The organism is Actinomyces sp. 432 (genome assembly GCF_009930875.1).
Classification (GTDB): Bacteria; Actinomycetota; Actinomycetes; order Actinomycetales; family Actinomycetaceae; genus Actinomyces.
In genome coordinates this window covers 749,726-764,379 of sequence record NZ_CP025249.1, presented here as the reverse complement: position 1 = coordinate 764,379, position 14,654 = coordinate 749,726, and the positions used below count along the sequence as shown (strand labels likewise).

The following is a 14,654-nucleotide window of genomic DNA, read 5'->3' as shown; positions in this document are numbered from 1 at the left end:
CATGACCACAGCACCATTGTCACCGCCCCCATCATCTCCCGCCGCCAGCGTTGCCCCATCCCGGTCGGCCGCGGACCTCACCGCCCCGCCCGGGCTGGCGCTGCGGGGCGTGGACGTCAGCTACGGCCCACAGCGGGTCCTTACGGGTCTCAGCCTGACCGCCCGTCCGGGGCGGGTATACGGCCTGCTGGGGCTTAACGGCGCCGGCAAGTCCACGACCTTCAACACCGCCCTGGGGCTGCTGCGTCCCAACGCCGGCACGATCGAGGTACTGGGCAGGCCCCTTGACCGCGAGAGCCTCAGCCACGTGGGAGCCAGTATCAATGGCCCCGCGTTCTACCCGCAGCTGTCCGCCCGCCGCAACCTACGCATCCACTGCCTGCTGACCGGCACCGCGCAAGAGGTGATCGACCCACTGTTGGAACAGGTCGGCCTGGGGCAGGCCAGCCGCAAGCGGGCCGGAAGCTTCTCCACCGGTATGAAGGTACGCCTGGCCCTAGCGATGGCGCTGCTGGGCGACCCGGAGGTGCTGGTGCTGGACGAGCCGCAGAGCGGCCTGGACCCGCAGGGCATCATCTGGCTGCGCGACCTGCTGCGCGAACTGGCCGCGGGTGGGCGCACCGTCATCGTGTCCAGCCATGTGCTCGGGGAGATGGCGCGCACTTGCGACGACGTCGGTGTGCTTGCGGGCGGGCGCATGGTCTATGAGGGGCCGCTGGCTGAGTTCGCGGTTGCCGGTCAGGACTTGGAGGAGGCCTTCCTTGCCGCCGTCACCCGTGGAGCGGACAGCCACGGGCAGGAGGTGCGGCGATGAGCACTGCAAGCTCAGCATCCGTCACAACCCGAGTGGAATCACTGCCGGGTGCCCGTCCGCGTCGCCTGCCGAGGCTCGGAGCCGTGCTGCGCGCGGAGCTGGGGCGCAGCCGCCGCACGGCCACCTGGGGCATTCCGGTGGCGGTGGTGATCTTCTCCCTGCACGCCCTGCTGGTGGCGCATACAGCCCTTACCGCCGACGGCTGGAACGACGGCGTACTGCCTTGGCTGAACCCCTACCCCGCCGCCTTCGCCCTGCCCATGGGGGCATTGACCGGTGCGATGGCGGCTTGGCGGGAACGGCGCCACCGGGTCGGCGGTACCGCCTGGCGGGGCGTGGACCCGGCACTGACCGTGGCGGCGCGGGTGATCGTGCTGGCCGCCTCGGCATTGGCGTCGCAGGCGCTCCTCCTGGCCCCGCTCGTCATCGACGCACTCATTCGCGGCGCCGGCTGGGGGCCATGGTCCCAGTACCTGTTGTTCGCCTTGGTGATGTGGGTGTCGGTGACCGGTGCGGGCGCGTGGGGGCTGGCCCTGGGCCAGTGGCTTGGCGGCATCGCCGTCGGCCTGGCCCCGGCGCTGGCGCTGGTGTGGTCGGCCGCGGGCGCGCTGCAGGCGGAGGCACCGACCTGGTGGGCGCGGCCGTGGACCTGGGCGATGCGCCCGACCCTGCCGCTGCTGGAGGTGCACGCCAACGGCATCTCGTTGGAGGCGGGCTCACCGGTGTGGGACTACCCGGTGGCGCCGGGCGTGCTGGGCAGCGCCGGGCTGTGCCTGCTCGGTGTCGGCGCCGTACTACTGGGCGCGCGGCGAGCTAGCGCGCTCACGGGCACGCGCCGGGCGGTGGGGACGCTCGCCGGTAGGCGCCGGGCCGCTCTTAGCGCGGGTTTCTGGTCGCGTACACGGGCTGCCGAACCTGCCTCGAACGGTTCGGCGGATGCGCCGGCCGTGCCGGTCTTTTCGCCGGACGCCTCGAGCTCTGTGTCGTCCGAGCCCGTCGGGCCGGCGCTTGCCCAGGGCCAAGTCGTTCCCGCCGACAGCCCGGCCCCGTCTGCTCACGATGAGCGCACGTCGTATGGCCTGCCCCAGCCGGTACTAGACGCCCTGGCTGCACCGGGTTCGCGCAGCACCTTCCGCGCGGTCGGCCTCGACCTACCCTGGCGGCTGTGGGCGGTGCTGACGGCCGTGCTGCTAGGGCTCCTGGCGCTGACGCAGGCGGTCTACTCCGCCGCTTATGCGCTGCCGCTGTTCACCCTGGCGGGCGCACCGATTGCGGCCTGGCTGGCGGGGGCGACTGCGTGGCGGGCGCAGGCCGACGCCTGGCGGGGCCTAGTACTGCGGGCCCGACCGGCTGTTCTGGCGGCGTCGACGCTGACCTGGGCGATGGTGCTGCTGGCTGTGGCGCTGATCCCAGCATGGGCCATCGCCCGCCTGGGGGCGCCGCTGTTCCCCACCGACTCCGAACTGGGCGGACTGGGCGCGCCCGTGTACATGTTCATGGTGCTGCCGTTCGTTGTCTTCATGCTGGCGGCGCTCGCGCATGCGCTGGCACAGGTGGCCGGTATGGCGGTGACGGTCGGCGTGGGCGTGGGCCTATTCCTGATGGGCCTGATCGTCGACGGCAATGAGGTGCTGGTGGCGACACCGCTGTGGCAGCTGGCGCCGTGGGGCTGGATTCAGGCGGCAGGCACCTACCCGGGGCGCTGGGCCATGATCGCGGCGGCAAGCCTGGCGATCGGCTTGGCCGCCTTCGCCGTGAGTACCGCACGCGGCCGTGCCGTCGCCACTCGCCAGACCGAATAGCCCAGGCCGAATAACTCACTCCCGTAAGGCTGCCGCCGCCACGGCTTCACCCACGCGGGCGCGTCAGCCCAGGACACTGTTAGCGGGGCCAGTCGGAAGTGTCCACCGCATAGCCCTAGGCGGCGGCGTGCACAAACCGGTCTGTCAACAGGCCATAGAACCCGCATAGGCAGTGCTTCTGCGATGATTGACCTGCCTCCACGGCGCATCCCCGGAACGACTCAGCACAGCTCAGCCGGGGAGCGCACCGTAAGGAGGTGAGACTGGGCATGTCATCCAAGAAGCGGAAGCACCGCCGCAAGGCGCAGAAGCGGAAGGGGATGACGGGTGAGCAAAGGGCCCAGATTTGGCGGACCGTGGTCCAAACGACTCCGCCATTGATCTGGGCCCTGACAGCTCTTCTCAGTGTCTTAAGACACTGAGCGACACCCGGTTTCCCGGGGAGTCGGGCGGTTGCCGCCGCTCGGCTCCCTGTCATGATCCCACACCTAGCCTGGCTCAGTCCAGGGCACGCAGCTGGTAGCGGGGCCAGTTGGAGTGTCGACGGCTGGCCAGCTACTCGTCTCGTCCCTGGCCTCACCGCTGCTGGGCGTCGATCATGCGTGCGTAGTTGGCGAAGAGGATCTCGAGACGCTGGGCGTCGGTGGTGAGCTTGCGCGGGGCGCCCATCGCTTTGTCCATCACCCGATCCAACTTGTTGTGAGCGTCGATCAGCGCCTTGTCCATCACGAGCCCATAGTGCTCAGCCAGCGAGCGTTCCGGATGAAGCGCGCGAGCCGCGAGGACGCCCTTGCCTGCCTCAATCAGCGCGCCGCGAGTCTTGTCGTCCAGATCAGGAACGGGGAAGTTGTTCCAAGTAATGGTGCTCGACAGACTCAAGTCCGACTTCATACGACCGCCCACCGCGCGCATCCAGGTGATGAACATGGACGAGCTCGCAAGCGCGAACAGCAGGCCCCCGTCATCAGGCGCACCGTAGACCTTGTTTGAGATGATCACATTAGCCTCGAGGTAGGCCACCGGCAGGTAGCGGCGATTCTCCGAACTGACCTCGGGCAGCCCTATATAAGGCTCTTCACTGACCAGTCCGTACTGCCGGAACATGTGGTGGTACGGGTACTGCCTGGTGCTGGCAGCAGCCGATGCGGCCCTGAATGCCGCCACTTTCTGGATGCGATCGCGCAAGATACTGGATCGATTGACATCCGTTGGATCCATGTCCTTCAGCCACAGGCACCAGCGCCGCCCTCCCCGGATCAGCTCCCGAGAACCCACGTAGGGGCGCAAGTACTTAGCCGCAACCGGATCCACCACAATCTCCGGGTACGTGGCCTCATCGATGACAAAGTTGCCACCATCGCTAGGCTTCGACCCGTAGTAGAGCATCGGCGTCACGGAGCTCAATGGCTGCCTCCGCTTCTCAACCAGCACATTGGGGCCGTCGATCAGATAGGCGTTGATGCCACGCCTGACCGTTAGCTCCTCAGGCCGACTCTTCGGCGTCGCGTAGTCCCACAAACGCCTGCGTGCATCGGGATTGCGGGTGAAGCCCACGATGACACAATGGACCGCCGCCTGCCCGGGCGCTTCGGAGTCCCAGGCGAAGGTGCGGTGTGCGAACTTAACGTGCCAGCCGGCATCGAAAATCGGAGCGAACAACCGAGCGGTCTGGTCTCCCTGGGTGATGGAGTTAGTCGTCACGAAGGCCCACTCGCCGTGCCTGTCCATCATCAGTCCGAGGGTCTTGGCATGCCAGGCGGTCACATAGTCAAGGCGGGAGAGCGTCTTCTCGCCACCCCACGCGCTCTGGAGCTGGGCTAGTTGCGCCTTCGTGCGGGTGTGGTCCCCTAGGAACGGCGGATTACCAAACACGTAGGTAACCGTTGGGCGCAGTGACTCATGTGCGGCGAGCGCCTGCTCCCAGTCGAGTTCCAGAGCGTCGCCGTGGGTGATATGGGCGGTTGTCTTGATGGGCAGGCGCTCGGGTGCCTGACCGATGCGGGCGGCCAGCTCCCGGTTGGCCTGGTGATCAACCAGGAACATAGCGGTCTCGGCGATCTTGGCCGGCCACCAGTTGATCTCGAAGCCGTAGAACTGGCCGATGGACAGCTTCTGATCCAGGGAGGCGTCCAAGGAGCCGGTGGTCTGGCCCTCTATCTCACGGATCCGGGCAATGATGTCGGTCTCGATGCGCCGCAGCTCGCGGTAGGCCACCACGAGGAAGTTGCCGCACCCGCAGGCCGGATCGAGGAAGGTCATGGCGGCGAGGGAGTCACGGAAGTCGCGCAGCGCCTTCAAGCTCGTGGACTTGTTGCGCATCAGGCGATCGGCCTCGCCACGCAGATCGTCCAGGAATAGTGGCTCGATCACCTTTAGGATGTTGGTCTCGCTGGTGTAGTGCTCGCCCGCCGCGCGACGGGCCTCCTTGGACTTGACCAGCTGGAACATGGCTCCGAAGACAGCGGGGCTGATGCGGGTCCACTGGAAGCGGCAGGCCTCCAGCAGGGCGTCGCGCATGCGCTCGGTGAAGAACTCCGGCGGCAGCGGCTCGGCGAACAGCGAACCGTTGACGTAGGGGAAGCGCGCCATGAGGTCGGGGGTGTTGCGGGAGCGCTTGTGCTCGGGCGTGTTCAACACGTCGAACAGGGTTCGCAACTGTGGGCCGAGTGTCGCCGGCGTCGTCTCATGCAGCACGAAGCGGTAGAACAGGTCGGCCTCCCACAGGCCGGCGTCGTCGCCGAACAGTAGGAAAAGTAGCCTGGTCAGCCACATGGAGGTGCGCTGGACGGCCTCGTCCTCCTCGGAGGGATCAACCGCGGCGGCCTCGCCAACCGCTTCATCGGCGTCGTCGGAAAGCATGGCCGTGTACATCTGGGCCATGAGCTTGGAGGCGTTGATAGAGGCTTCTTCTTCCTCCGCCTTAGTGATCGTCTCCATACCGGCAAGGAAGAGGAGCTCATCCACGTGGTCGGGTAGCTCTGTCAGAGAGAACAGCGTCGTTGAACGCTCCTCTGGCGCCCCTAGGCGGGTGAGCCGGAAGCGCTCGAAGTCAACAACGAGGACGTATTTCGGAAACTCGGTCGGCTTGATTGAACCGCCACTGAGGTAGTCAAGCGCCTGCCCGTAAGCCTTGTCCAAGTCCTCGCCAGGGCTCTTGGCCTCGCCCAGGAACACCGACGGCCAGAAGGCGTCGATATAGCCGGTGTTACCTGTGGAGGCGCGACGCGCGTCCTGCTCAAAGATATTCATGCGTTCGGCGGAGATGCCGAAGCAGCGTAGGAAGGAGGACCAGAACGGCTGGGCGTAGGACTTCTCCAGGTGCCCCATGTCGGCCGCGTTCCACTCGTCGATGCGGGAGCGCCAGTGAACCGCAAACTCCTGCAAGGAATCACGAATCGTCTGGCGGTCTAGGAAGGCGGGGAGGCCGGAGTGCTGCACGTAGCCGAGAATATGCGCTCACGCGACACACGCGCACCAACCCCGTCAGTCCAGGGCACGCGGCTGGTAGCGGGGCCAGTTGGAGGTGTCTACGGCGTAGCCCCACGCGGCGGCGTGCGCGAACCAGTCCGCCGGCAGCCAGGTGCGGCCCACCAGCTGAGGGTGACCGGGCAGGTACTGCGCAGCCCACATCACCAGCACCAGCTCCGCCCACTGGCCCCGCAGCTTCCACCGCGCCGACCCGGAGGCATTGGCCGCCGCCATCACCACCTTACCCACACCGGTCAGCTGCACCTCCTGCACATCGGAGAAGGCGATCGGTAAGACACCCTCGCCCGTCCCCAGGTAGATGCCATGAGTGGAGACCGTCAGCCGGGCGTAAGCCAGGTGCCGCCACTTCTCCACGGCGTCCGCCTCCGCGGCCCGCTTGCGCCGGGAGTTGACGTAGGCCTGTCCACCGAAGAAGGCGGCGGTCAGCGCCAACCCCACCGGCCCACCGGCCAGGAAGAAGCCCCGGGAGGGGTTGTAGGTGGCGTCGCCACGCCGCCACACCAGCATCTCCGCATCGCAGGTGGCCAGCATGCGCTCCTCACCGGAGAAGACAGCACGAATGGGGTCAACCACCGGGGAAACGGGGTTGGGGCGGCGTCCGGACCGCAGCGCGGTGAGCACGCCGGCGGTGTTCCACCACACGAAGTCCTGCCCGGTCCAGGGACGCTGCGGGGCCGGACGTGACGGGGTGGCGGGAACGACGTCAGCTGCGCGAGCGGGCACCAGCTCACCCGCGCCCGAACCAGACGCAGTCGCCCGCAGGGAACCACTGTCTTCGGGCCAGGCCGGCCCTGGTGGCACGGGCGTGCCGGTCATGCGACCTGCGTGGCGCGCTCGGCGTCGCCTGCGTTGGGACTCTCGGCCTCGCCGGACCCGAGGTTCTCGGCGGCGGCGGAGGTTCCCGGCACCATGTCCTCGGCGCGGCGCAGCAGGTCACCGGCGGGCTCCCAGTAGGACAGCCCCACCAGGGTGCGCCCGTCAAAGGTGAGCGAGGTCAGGGAGGCCAGAGCGCACTGGCGGCGGCGCGGGTCGTGCGCCAGGGGACGCCCCTCCAGGCGCAGGCGCAACGCCCACACGGGCAACTGGTGCGATACCAGCAGTGCCTCGCGCCCCTCCACCTGCGGGATGGCTGCACGCACGGCGTCACTCATGCGGGCCACCAGCTGGGTGTACGGCTCCCCCCAGCTGGGGCGCAGCGGATTCACGTAATAGCGCCAGTGCTCTGGGCGGGCCAGGAGCGTGCGGTCCCGGTTCACGGGCACGCCCTCGAAGTGGTTATCGGCCTCGATCAGGCGGGCATCGCAACTGGGAGTGAGACCGAAGGCCTGCGCCGTGGGCGCACCTGACTCGCGCGCCCGCTCCAGGGGCGAGGTGATCACGGCGGCGATGTCGTGACCGGAGGCAGAAAGCACGTCGGCAACCTGGTCGGCCATCTTTCGGCCGAGGTCGGACAGGTGGTAGCCGGGCAGGCGCCCGTAAAGCACACCCTCGGGGTTGTAGACCTCGCCGTGCCGCATTAGGTGGATGGTGGTACGCGCCATACCGCGATTCTCGCACGCCCGCCTCCGCATTGGCGACGCGCCCGACGTCGCGGCCTGCCGGTCGCGTGCAACTGCCGCGGCGTATCGTGCGCCACCGCCCGCCGTCCCGTATGGTGCGTCCATGACAACTCGCAGCGCATGGGGTCTCGGCCTAGCGACCGTAACCGACGACGGCAACACCCTGGACGTGTGGTACCCGCGGCCGGTCCTGGGCCAGGCGCCTGCCGATGGCGACTCCGACCTGCTGGCCACGCTCAGCTCCATGGAGCGCCGCGACCCCGCCCGTGGCGTGCACACCACGGTGGTGCGCACCTCCGCCGACCTGGACGACGCCCCGCAGACGGTGGCGGGCGCCTACCTGCGCCTGCACATGCTCTCCCACCGGCTGGTGCGCCCCAACACCATCAATCTTGATGGCCTGTTCTCCCGCCTGCCCAATGTGGTGTGGACCTCGGCGGGGCCCTGCTCGGTGGAGAACTTCGGCGACACGCGCATCCGCCTGCAGGCCTCCCTGGGCCGCCCCGTGCAGGTGCTGTCCGTGGACAAGTTCCCCCGTATGACGGACTACGTGCTGCCGTCCGGCGTACGCATCGGCGATGCCGCGAACGTGCGCCTGGGCGCCTACCTGTCAGCGGGCACCACGGTGATGCACGGCGGCTTCGTCAACTACAACGCGGGCACGCTCGGACGTTCCATGGTTGAGGGCAGCATCGCCCAGGGCGTGGTCATCGGAGACGGCTCCGACATCGGCGGCGGCGCCTCCACGATGGGCCTGCCGTCTGGCGGCAGCGGGCGCCGGGTGGCACTGGGCGAGCGCTGCCTGCTCGGCGCCAACTCGGGCCTGGGCATTCCGTTGGGCGACGACTGCGTGGTCGAGGCCGGCCTATTCGTCACCGCCGGCACACGGGTGGCCCTAATGCCGCAGGGCGGAGTGGTCCCCGGATCGCACGGGCTGTTCAAGGAGCCCCGGGTGGTGGCCGCAAGCGAGCTGGCGGGCGCCTCGAATGTGCTGTTCCGCCGTAACTCCCAGTCCGGGGCGGTCGAGGCCCTGTCCCGCGGAGGCAAGGGGATCGAGCTGGACCCGCAGGCCACATCGTCCCGGTTGTAGGCACACGCCTGCTTGTACGCGGCCGCGTCACGGCGGCGCGGCCGCGGTGTAGACGTCCCACACCAAGGACGGCCACTATTCGAAACATCTGGGCTCGCAGCGCAAGACGTGCACTCACCTGGGTTCAATTTTTGTGACACGCATTACGATAGATGTGCGCCTGAACACAGTGAGTCGACGTGAGTCGACGTCCGCCGGACATCGCCGTCGAGGGGAGCTCTGATGCCCACATCCACCCGCTCCCGCACCCCTGCGGGCAACTCTCCCTCCGCGCCCTCGCGCGGGGACCTACCTGCGCCCCGTCCCACACACCACGCCCGCCCTTCCTTCACCACGCTGAAAACCACCATGGCAGTCACCGGCACCGCCATGGCGCTGTTCGTGCTAGTCCACATGATCGGCAACCTCAAGGCCTTCCAGGGAGCCGAGGCCTACAACAACTACGCCGCGTGGCTACGGGAGATCGGCTACCCGCTCGTCCCCCACGAGGGTGTGCTGTGGATTCTGCGGCTGGTGCTGGGAACCTGCCTGATCCTGCACGTAGCGGCCGGCGTGACCTTGTGGCGGCGGGGACGGAGCGCCCGCGGTTCCTTCAGGCGGCAGAACATGCGCCCCCGCGCGCTCGGCGCCCGCTCCATGATCGCCACCGGCGGCCTGCTGCTGGCCTTCATCGTGGTACACCTGCTGGACCTGACTATCGGGCGCCTGGTAGCCTCCGGCAGCTTCATGGCCGCCACCCACTCCGATGGGGAAATGACCGCCTACGCCTACGAGAACCTCATCGCCAGCCTCTCGCGCCCACCGATGGCGATCTTCTACAGCCTGGTGATGCTGACCATTGGGGTGCACCTGGCGCAGGGCCTGTGGTCGGTTGTGAATGACCTAGGCGGCACAGGCAGCCGACTACGCCGCGTCTGCCTGGTAATCGCCATTGCCGTCGCACTGGCCATCGCCATCGGCAACGGCATGCTCCCCCTGCTGGTACTGAGTGGAGTGATCGCATGAGCCCCGTACCGCCCCCGGTCGACAACCTCTACGACATCGGCCCCGACCTGGACCCGCACCTGCCGGACTGCCCCCCGCAAGAGGCTTGGACGCGCCGGCGCGACGAGTACCGGCTGGTCAACCCGGCCAACCGGCGGCGCCTGACCGTGATCGTCGTCGGCACGGGCCTGGCCGGCAGCGGGGCCGCCGCCACCCTGGGACGCCTTGGCTACCGGGTGGAGTGCTTCAGCCTGCACGACCTGCCCCGCCGGGCCCACTCCGTGGCCGCACAGGGCGGCATCAACGCCGCGCGCGCCCGCAAGGTGGACGGCGACTCCCTGAACCGCTTCGTGAAGGACTCCGTCAAGGGCGGCGACTACCGCGGCCGCGAGGCCGATGTGGTGCGCCTGGGGATGGAGTCGGTGCGGGTCATCGACCACATGTACGCCATCGGCGCCCCCTTCGCCCGCGAGTACGGCGGCCAGCTGGCCACCCGTTCCTTCGGCGGCGTGCAGGTCTCCCGCACCTACTACACGCGCGGGCAGACCGGCCAGCAGCTGGAGGTCGCCTGCGCCCAGGCACTGCAGGAGCAGATCGACGCCGGAAGCGTGCACATGCACTCGCGCACCGAGATGCTGGACCTGATAGTCGCCGACGGCCGCGCCCAGGGCATCGTCACCCGCGACCTGCTCACCGGTGACATCCAGGCGTGGACGGCGCACGCCGTCGTCCTGGCCACCGGCGGCTACGGCAGCGTCTTCCACTACTCCACCCTGGCGATGGCCTCCAACGCCTCGGCCACCTGGCGGGCCCACCGCCGCGGCGCGGCCTTCGCCTCCGCCTGCATGGTGCAGTTCCACCCCACTGCCCTGCCGGTCAGCTCGCACTGGCAGTCCAAGACCACGCTGATGAGCGAGTCGCTGCGCAACGACGGGCGCATCTGGGTGCCCAAGCGGGCCGGGGACGACCGGCCCCCGAACGACATCCCCGAGGAGGAGCGCGACTACTACCTGGAGCGCAAGTACCCGGCCTTCGGCAACCTCACTCCGCGCGACGTCGCCTCCCGCAACGCCCGCGAGCAGATCGAGTCCGGGCACGGCGTCGGCCCGCTGCACAACTCCGTCTACCTGGACTTCCGCGACGCCCTACAGCGCCTGGGCAAGCCGGTGATCGCCGCCCGCTACGGCAACCTGTTCGACATGTACCTGGACGCCACCGGCGAGGACCCCTACGAGGTGCCCATGCGCATCGCCCCGGGCGCCCACTTCACCATGGGCGGCCTGTGGGTGGACTTCGACCAGATGTCCACCATCCCGGGCCTGTTCGTGGGCGGGGAGGCGTCCAACAACTACCACGGCGCCAACCGGCTGGGCGCGAATTCCCTGCTGAGCGCCTCCGTGGACGGCTGGTTCACGCTGCCGCTGTCGGTGCCGAACTACCTGGCCGGACTGGTGGGCACCAGCGTGCTCGCCGACGACGCCCCGGAGGTGACCACCACCCTCGCCGACGCCCGCTCCAGGGTGGAGCGGCTGCTGGCGGTGGGCGGCACGCACCGGCCCGTCTGGTTCCACCGGCGCCTGGGCGAGATCCTTTACGCCGACTGCGGGGTGAGCCGCTCCGATGCGGGACTGCGCCACGGACTGGAGCAGGTGCGGGAGCTGCGCCAGGACTTCTGGGCGGACGTGAAGATCGTCGGCGGGCCGCAGCGCCTGAACCAGGAGCTGGAGAAGGCGCTGCGCGTGGCCGACTTCCTGGAGCTGGCCGAGGTGATGATCCTGGACGCGCTGGACCGGCGCGAGTCCGCCGGGGCGCACTTCCGGGAGGAGTACGCCACCGCCGAGGGCGAGGCCAAGCGCGACGACGCCGACTGGTGCACCGTGTCCGCCTGGCTGACCGACGCCTCCGGACGGCACACGCGCCGGAGCGAACCCCTGAGCTTCTCGCTGGTACCGATGCAGGTGAGGGATTACCGATGAGAGTGGAACTGGAGATCTGGCGGCAGGACGGGCCGCGTGCCCGCGGCCGCTTCGAGTCCTACACGGTGGAGGACGCCGAGCCGGAGATGAGCCTGCTGGAGCTGCTGGACCGGCTCAACGACCAGATCATTGCCGGCGGCGGCGAGCCGGTCGTCTTCGAGTCCGACTGCCGCGAGGGCGTGTGCGGCATGTGTGGCTTCCTGGTCAACGGCAAGCCGCACGGGCCACAGGACAACACCCCCGCCTGCCGCCAGCACCTGCGGGCCTTCCCCGGGGTGACGCGCTTCCGGCTGGAGCCGTGGCGATCGGCAGCCTTCCCGGTCATCCGCGACCTGGTGGTGGACCGCACCGCCCTGGACGAGCTGATCCGGGCGGGCGGAACAGTGGACGTGGCGGCGGGCACCGCCCCCGACGCCGACTCCGTGCCCCAGCCCTACCTGCAGGCCGAGCAGGCGCTCGACTTCGCCGCCTGCATCGGCTGCGGCGCATGCGTGGCCGCCTGCCCCAACGGCGCAGCCATGCTGTTCGCCGGGGCGAAGCTGGCGCACCTGTCGCTCATGCCGCAGGGCCGCCACGAGCGCTCCCGGCGGGCACGGCGCATGGCGCGCACGGTCAATGAGATCTTCGGCCCCTGCTCCCTGTACGGGGAGTGCGTTCCGGCCTGCCCGGCGGGCATCCCGCTGACGGCAATCGCCGCCCTGAACCGGGAGGTGCTGCGTGCCGGCCTGCGCGGCCGCAGCCGCGACGACTGAGGCCGCCGGGCGGGCAACCGCGGGCGCAGAGGCTGGTGTGCACGGGTCGCGCGGGCCCGACGTCGGCGGCCCCGCCCCGGCAGGCGTTGACGTTCGGCTTTACTCGGGCTTATGAGCCACCAGGGCGACGCCAACCATGTCCCGCTCGTAGCGCTTGAAGGTGCGGCGCATCACTAGCATGCGCTGCCGTAGCTCCCGGTCGGAGATGACGTTGCGGGCGATGCGCGCAAAGCCGCCCAGGCCCTCGTCACGCAGGTTGCGGCTGAGCTTGAGCAGGGCCATAGGGGCGGTGTCCGCCCAGTCGACCACCAGCCCGGCGTCCTCGAGCAGCTGCCGCCAGGCCGCCACCGTCATGGGGCGGGCGTTGACGTGGATAGCGCGCGCTAGGTCCTTGCGCAGCTCGGTGTAGTGGGCCGCGTCTATGTCATCCGGGACCACGCCCAGCTCGTGGATGGCATAGCGTCCGCCGGGGCGCAGCACCCGGGCCGCCTCCGCGGCGATCGCCGCCTTGGCCTTGTCCCCCTGCATGCTCAGCATGGCCTCGCCGATGACGACGTCGGCACTGGCGTCGAGCAGGCCAGTTTGCGCGGCCTCTCCCCGGCGGACACTGCCGCGGTCGCCGACGACGGCGGCCACGCGCCGGGCGGCGTCGGGATCCCGGTCGATGGCCGTGTAGGAGGCCGGGTCGGCGGCAATGACCTCGGTGGCGGTGCGCCCCAGTCCGGGGGCGAGCTCAACAATGTCGGCGCCGGACAGGCGGGCGCGAGCCAGCATGGCGGTGGACAGCGCAGCGCCTCCGGGGCGCAGCACGCGTTTCCCGGCGCGGGCCAGCACCCAGTGACCGGGGGCGGTGGCCAATGGCCGGTTGGCGTACGGAAGGGGCGCAGCCGCCGACGCGGCGGTCTCGGAAGTAGGACGCTGATCTTCCATGCAGGAGAGTTTAGCCTCACCTCACGTCAAGCCATAAGGTGATGGGACGCCCACCCCATACGTCTGCTCCAGCACGACTCCGATGCATGCGTCACTACCACTGAGGAGTACTACCAGGGCCAGGCACGATCCCGTCCGCACCACTTAAGGTCAAGGCCGATGCCGGGCGCCGGGTGAAGCAGTAGGCGACATGCGCCTGCCACTGCGCCCGGACTGAAAGAGACGAGGTCGTCATGGAAGCACAGATGCTTAAGGGCCAGGTGGCGCTGATCACCGGCGCCAGCTACGGCATGGGCCGCACAATGGCGGAGCTGTTCGCCGAGGAGGGGCCGCCGTCGCCATCACCGCCCGCCACGCTGAGCAACTGGAAGAGGTCGTGGAGGGCATCCGCGCCAAGGGCGGGCAGGCCATCGGTATCGTGGCCGACGTCACCAGCCTGGAAGACACCGAGCGGGTTTTCGCCCGCGTGCTGGAGGAGTTCGGCGACCTGGACATCCTCATCAACAATGCCGGCATCGGCGAGCAGAAGACGATCGACGATACCGACGATGACTGGATGCTCTACGTCATGAACACCAACCTGGCCGGCCCTATGCGCTATATCCGCGAGGCACTGAAGATCTTCCGACCCAAGAACACGGGCTGCATCATCAACATCTCCTCCGTCAACGGCGAGCGCCCCTTCTGCGGCGCCGCCTACACCTCCACCAAGGGCGGGTTGAACACGTTGACGAAGAACGTGGCAATGCTGCTCAACGACACTGACATCCGCTGCAACGCCGTCGCCCCCGGCGCTACGGTGACGCCAGCGCATGAGGCCAACAAGGCCGGCGAGCAGCCCGGAGGAAAGAAGATGCTGGAGCACTCCCAGCACTACGTCTACTTCCCCGGACCGGAGTGTGACCCCATGGACCAGGCCTACGCCTGTCTGTTCCTGGCCTCAAAGATGGGCCGGGCCGTGCGCGGCCAGGTGATCCAGGTGTGCAACGGAGCCTTCCTCTGACTTGTACGTGTCGGCTGCCGGCCCATCAGAGTCGGCAGCCGCACCGAAGCAGGCACATGCATTCCCCACGTCTAAATCCGCGGCAAACACTGCACCCGTCCCCTTAGGACCTCAGCGGATCCACGTGAGTCCAAGCGGTCAAGAAACGCGCTCAAGGCCCTGCATCCGTTTGCTGGCTCTTCGTGTTTGTGGGTGTGGAGGTTTGAGCTGGGGCTGTTGGTGTTGGTTGTGTTCGGGGCCCTGTTTGACGAGAAC

General features: G+C 68.6%; 10 protein-coding genes and 1 pseudogene. 7 read left to right on the top strand and 4 right to left on the bottom strand.

Features of this window, described 5'->3' with window-relative positions; all coding sequences use genetic code 11:
- Window position 1 precedes the first annotated feature (1 nt).
- On the top strand, window positions 2–814 hold the full coding sequence (locus tag CWT12_RS03085) for an ABC transporter ATP-binding protein (RefSeq protein ID WP_161923665.1): 813 nt from the start codon (window positions 2–4) through the stop codon (window positions 812–814).
- Window positions 811–2,616, top strand: coding sequence for a hypothetical protein (locus CWT12_RS03080; RefSeq protein ID WP_161923664.1), 1,806 nt, complete (start codon window positions 811–813; stop codon window positions 2,614–2,616). The genes CWT12_RS03085 and CWT12_RS03080 overlap by 4 nt, the downstream gene beginning before the upstream one ends.
- A gap of 576 nt (window positions 2,617–3,192) precedes the next feature.
- On the opposite strand, the gene CWT12_RS13765 is transcribed toward CWT12_RS03080, so the two are convergent.
- The 3 genes from CWT12_RS13765 to CWT12_RS03065 are packed head-to-tail and all read right to left on the bottom strand — an operon-like array spanning window position 3,193 to window position 7,646.
- Window positions 3,193–6,054: a DNA methyltransferase gene (locus tag CWT12_RS13765; protein ID WP_161923663.1), complete on the bottom strand. Its 2,862-nt coding sequence runs from the start codon at window positions 6,052–6,054 to the stop codon at window positions 3,193–3,195.
- 45 nt (window positions 6,055–6,099) lie between these two features.
- On the bottom strand, window positions 6,100–6,921 hold the full coding sequence (locus tag CWT12_RS03070; protein ID WP_161923662.1) for a hypothetical protein: 822 nt from the start codon (window positions 6,919–6,921) through the stop codon (window positions 6,100–6,102).
- The gene (locus tag CWT12_RS03065; protein ID WP_161923661.1) at window positions 6,918–7,646 is read right to left on the bottom strand and encodes a histidine phosphatase family protein; all 729 of its coding nucleotides are present in this window, start codon (window positions 7,644–7,646) and stop codon (window positions 6,918–6,920) included. The genes CWT12_RS03070 and CWT12_RS03065 overlap by 4 nt, the downstream gene beginning before the upstream one ends.
- Window positions 7,647–7,767: 121 nt before the next feature.
- On the opposite strand from CWT12_RS03065, the gene dapD reads away from it, so the two are divergent.
- The 4 genes from dapD (at window position 7,768) to CWT12_RS03045 (ending at window position 12,466) form a co-directional block, all read left to right on the top strand.
- Window positions 7,768–8,754, top strand: coding sequence for a 2,3,4,5-tetrahydropyridine-2,6-dicarboxylate N-succinyltransferase (dapD, locus tag CWT12_RS03060; protein WP_161923660.1), 987 nt, complete (start codon window positions 7,768–7,770; stop codon window positions 8,752–8,754).
- Between the two features lie 222 nt (window positions 8,755–8,976).
- Window positions 8,977–9,759, top strand: coding sequence for a succinate dehydrogenase cytochrome b subunit (locus CWT12_RS03055; protein WP_202616260.1), 783 nt, complete (start codon window positions 8,977–8,979; stop codon window positions 9,757–9,759).
- Complete coding sequence (locus tag CWT12_RS03050) at window positions 9,756–11,714, top strand: fumarate reductase/succinate dehydrogenase flavoprotein subunit (RefSeq protein WP_161923659.1); 1,959 nt, start codon at window positions 9,756–9,758, stop codon at window positions 11,712–11,714. Before CWT12_RS03055 ends, CWT12_RS03050 begins: the two co-directional genes overlap by 4 nt.
- The gene (locus tag CWT12_RS03045) at window positions 11,711–12,466 is read left to right on the top strand and encodes a succinate dehydrogenase/fumarate reductase iron-sulfur subunit (RefSeq protein WP_161923658.1); all 756 of its coding nucleotides are present in this window, start codon (window positions 11,711–11,713) and stop codon (window positions 12,464–12,466) included. Before CWT12_RS03050 ends, CWT12_RS03045 begins: the two co-directional genes overlap by 4 nt.
- 99 nt (window positions 12,467–12,565) lie before the next feature.
- Here CWT12_RS03045 and CWT12_RS03040 read toward each other — a convergent pair whose 3' ends face one another.
- The gene (locus CWT12_RS03040) at window positions 12,566–13,396 is read right to left on the bottom strand and encodes a class I SAM-dependent methyltransferase (protein ID WP_161923657.1); all 831 of its coding nucleotides are present in this window, start codon (window positions 13,394–13,396) and stop codon (window positions 12,566–12,568) included.
- A 325-nt stretch (window positions 13,397–13,721) separates the two neighbouring features.
- On the opposite strand from CWT12_RS03040, the pseudogene CWT12_RS03035 reads away from it, so the two are divergent.
- A pseudogene (locus CWT12_RS03035) lies at window positions 13,722–14,399 on the top strand (SDR family NAD(P)-dependent oxidoreductase); the annotation flags it as partial.
- Window positions 14,400–14,654: the final 255 nt, after the last annotated feature.